4 protein-coding genes are annotated in these 3609 nt (G+C 57.2%); 1 reads left to right on the top strand and 3 read right to left on the bottom strand.

Annotated features, from left to right (window positions below; all coding sequences use genetic code 11):
* Positions 1 to 864, bottom strand: an 864-nt coding sequence (locus tag L691_RS0104750) for a YheC/YheD family endospore coat-associated protein (protein ID WP_025689107.1), incomplete at its 3' end; no start/stop codon positions are given.
* Positions 865 to 882: 18 nt separating this feature from the next.
* On the opposite strand from L691_RS0104750, the gene L691_RS0104755 reads away from it, so the two are divergent.
* Positions 883 to 1062, top strand: coding sequence for a hypothetical protein (locus L691_RS0104755; protein ID WP_025689109.1), 180 nt, complete (start codon positions 883 to 885; stop codon positions 1060 to 1062).
* Here L691_RS0104755 and L691_RS0104760 read toward each other — a convergent pair.
* Together L691_RS0104760 and L691_RS0104765 are read right to left on the bottom strand one after the other, a co-directional pair.
* Complete coding sequence (locus L691_RS0104760; RefSeq protein WP_025689111.1) at positions 1052 to 2164, bottom strand: YheC/YheD family endospore coat-associated protein; 1113 nt, start codon at positions 2162 to 2164, stop codon at positions 1052 to 1054. The genes L691_RS0104755 and L691_RS0104760 overlap by 11 nt on opposite strands.
* Entirely contained in the window at positions 2161 to 3534 is a 1374-nt protein-coding gene (locus L691_RS0104765) for a YheC/YheD family endospore coat-associated protein (RefSeq protein WP_025689112.1), read from the bottom strand. The genes L691_RS0104760 and L691_RS0104765 overlap by 4 nt, the downstream gene beginning before the upstream one ends.
* Positions 3535 to 3609 lie beyond the last annotated feature (75 nt).

The following is a 3609-nucleotide window of genomic DNA, read 5'->3' on the forward strand; positions in this document are numbered from 1 at the left end:
CAAGGTTTTAGCCGCTTTTTCGCTGCTGCCCAGCCATTCTTTGAGCAGCGTCTCCGCTTTTACAGCGTGCCCGCCGCCGTGCAGGTTGGAGGTCACGCTTTTAGCCGCCCCTACACGGCCCGCTATTCCGGTCAGTTCCCAATTGCCTTCGCTGTTCTTCTGAACGAGCATCCGGTAATCGTGGAACCGGCCGTTCGGAAGACGCAGCGGAATCCCCTGCTGGATCAGGAAACGGCCGCCGATGCACCACTGGCGTACGATGGACTCGAGCCGGGGCAGCGACACCTTGCGCGGCGGGATAATCCGGCGATTTTGGCGGCGGCCCTGGATATCGAACATTCCGCGAGCCTCTTTCAGCCGCTCGATGCGCAGAATGCCTCTTCCGCCGGTGCCGTTTATCGGCTTGATATAAATTACAGGGCTGGCCTTAAGCATTTGATGCAAATCCGAGGATGAATGGTACAGCAGTGTAGTCGGCATATGCGGCCGGAATCGGCCTTTTTGCGAGAATGTCTGATGAATCGTCCATTTGTTGCGCAGCGGACGGTTCAGGAAGGTAAGATGATTGTAACGCGAGCGGAAGCGCAGCAGCTGCTGGAACCGCTCGCTGCGCTGAATGCGGCAGCGGTCATAGATCATGTCGGGAAAGGTCCGCCATTTGCGGCCCCATTTGCCCGTTCCGGGATCGAATACCATTGCATTAATCCGCTGCTTTCCGCTATCGACATCCATCGGCGTGAACACGAAGACATCAAGGCCGATCCGTTTGCCCTGGGTGATCATTTTGCTGTATATGCTTTTCTCTTCGAGCTGCTTGGCGTTGTTCAGGTACAGGGTAAGAATACCTAAGACGGGCTCTGGCACAGGAGTTCACCTCCTTGCATGAAAATGGATGCCCGGCTCGGCTCCGCCGCCTGCATTGCCGCTCCGTCATCTCCGAGCACCGTTCCCATGGGTTGTGGGCAAAGGGCTGACGCGCCTGAGGGTCCGGGAGTAAGCGCCACGCCGGCGGCAAATACGGAGGATATCTGCATCTGGTTTGTCACGTCCTTTACGGGATGATTGCGGTCTGGCGGGCCAGGTGCTGGCTGTAATAGAAGATTCGTTCCAGCGAGAGCTTCCGGATGTCCGGTTCGTCGAATTTCATGGGCCGGGAATTGGCTTCGAAGAACCACAGTCCGCCTTTGTCGTCGGCTCCAAGGTCCATGGACATTTCGCCCAGCGTATAGCCGGAAGCGCGCTCGATCTGCCGTGCGATCAGCAGGGCGGTGGAAGAGAGGTTCTTCAGGATGGATGCGGTCCGTTCAGGTCCGAACGTCGCTTCCAGCATCTTGGACGGGTCTTCGACGCTGCCGCCGCGCGGGACATGGGTCGTAATGCTGCGGGAGCCCGCCAGTCTTGCGCCGACGCCCGTTACCGCCCATCCGCCCCTGCCGTTTTTCTGCAGAAGCACGCGCAGGTCGAACGGTCTCCCCTTACAGGTCGCAAGCTCAATCGCCTGCTGAACAATATAAAGGGAGCCGCCGCGTTCCTTTCCGATGCGGGTCCACAGGCGCTCCATTGACGCCGCCTTATACGTTACGTTCTTTTTCCCGGTTTGGATTTGCAGACGGTACGGCAGCGTACCCTCGGCGTAGTATTTAAGCCGCATGATCCCTTTTCCGGCTTTGCCGCTCTCCGGCTTGAGATACAGGCTGGTGTGGGTCTTCAGCATCGAAGACAGTGTGCGTACGCTTCTTAGGCGCCTCGTAGCCGGCACATGACGGGAAGTGGCGTTCGAGCCTTTCAGCCATTCGAATAGACTCCATTTATTGAAAAAGTACGGATTGTACAGCCGAATGCCCGGGTGTTCCAGACATGCGGCGATTTTGCGGGCGACCGCGGGCTTGGCTTCATCCTCACGGGTTGGGATGCGGTTGTAAATGATCTGCGGGAAAGGCAGCTGGACGGCAGTCCACGCCCTGCCCGGACCCGGAACGTATCCGGTAACAGTGGAGCTCTCCAGCTTCAGTTCGCGAACGGTAACGACATAGGCGAGATAGCCGAGCTCTCTGCCGGTGCGAATGATATCCCGAAAATTTTTATGGTTGCCTCGGAACAGTCTCGTCTTGTCGCTGGTCGTCAGAATGGCGATGACCGGTTTGTCATCTGTCCGAATGTTCACATATCATCCCTCCTGCGGAACTTGCTGAGGTATAGGCAGTGCTCCAGAATATGCTCAATGGAGGCCTTGCCTTCAGCCCGCAGGGACGGATGGCGAAAGATGGACCGTCCGGGTTTGGCATTGGCCTCGAACATCCAGATATCTTCATCCTGGTCGATGCCGAGATCGAAGCCGATCTCGCCAAGCAGATGACGGTGCTGGATTTCCAGTGATTCCGCCAGCCGGATGGCCGTCTGCTTCGCCCGCTGCAGCACCTCATCGGCTTTGGCTCCGAATACGCGGCCGAGGGCCTGCTGCGGCGTAAGAAGGGAGCCGCCGTTCTTCAGATGGGTGGTTACGCTGCCTCGTCCGGCTTTTTTCGCTCCGATCCCGACTACGACCCACTGGTTATTACCGTTCTTGTGCATATGGAACCGGAAGTCGATCGGGCAGCCGTCGATTTCGATCAGCCGGATGCCCTGCTGAACGACGTAGCTGTTCAGGCTGCGCCCAATTCGGGACCGCAGCTGCCGCATCAGGCTGTCGAAGGTGGAGAAGCGCAGCAGCACATTTTTGCCACCCTGGCGGTAACGGGCGAAATAACCGCGTTTGGGCAGATAGGTCAGGCGGTAAATGCCGTGGCCCAGACTGCCGGCTGATGGCTTGTAGTAGACAAAATGATGGCGCTCAAGCATATCCTTAATCAAGTCGGGCTCCGGGCTGCTGTGCGTTTCGGGTACGTGTTGCCTGGCGAAGCTGTCGCCCTCAAGCTGCCGGTAGATATCGGATTTATTGAAAAAGCTCCAGTTGAAAAAAGGGATTTTCTTGCGGGTAAACCGTTCCCGAAGCTGGTTGATCGCCAGGGAGGTTTCCATCCGCCTGCTGGGCAGCCGGTTGTAGACAACATCGGGCAGAGGCACCATCTTGCGTTCGAACTTGCCGCTCTCCGTCAGAAAGTAACCATACACGCGCTCCTGCTGCCAATTAATGTCACGGGGCATGAACGCGAAGATGTAGCACATGTTGCTGCCTTGGCGCAGCAGCTGCTTGATGAAGCCCGTTCGTGAACCGAACGGCTGGCCCGAAACAGCCGGACCGTCAGACAAAACTCCAACGAGCGGGCCGAGCTGAACCTCGTCGTTCTGAAGGTTGCGTAAGTAGACGCTGCCCGATTTAGGCACTTTGATAGCATGTTGGACGCCCGAAGCCAGAAAAAGATGCTTACCGGCGCGATTAATCGGTTTAACTACCGCCGGAATAGCGTCTTTGCCGAGCCGCAGCCGGATATTCTTCTTCCCGGACAGCTTCAGGCTTTTCATCAGCGACCCCGAGACGTATACGACCCTTTGGGGCTGCTTGGTGAAATGGACATTGCATAATGTGAGACCCATTTATGAATCCTCCTTAGGCACCATAGATATCAATTTTCCGGATAATCCGTACCCGCCTGCGGCGGTGCGGAGAGG

This window comes from Paenibacillus zanthoxyli JH29 (assembly GCF_000520715.1).
GTDB lineage: Bacteria > Bacillota > Bacilli > Paenibacillales > Paenibacillaceae > Paenibacillus_AQ > Paenibacillus_AQ zanthoxyli.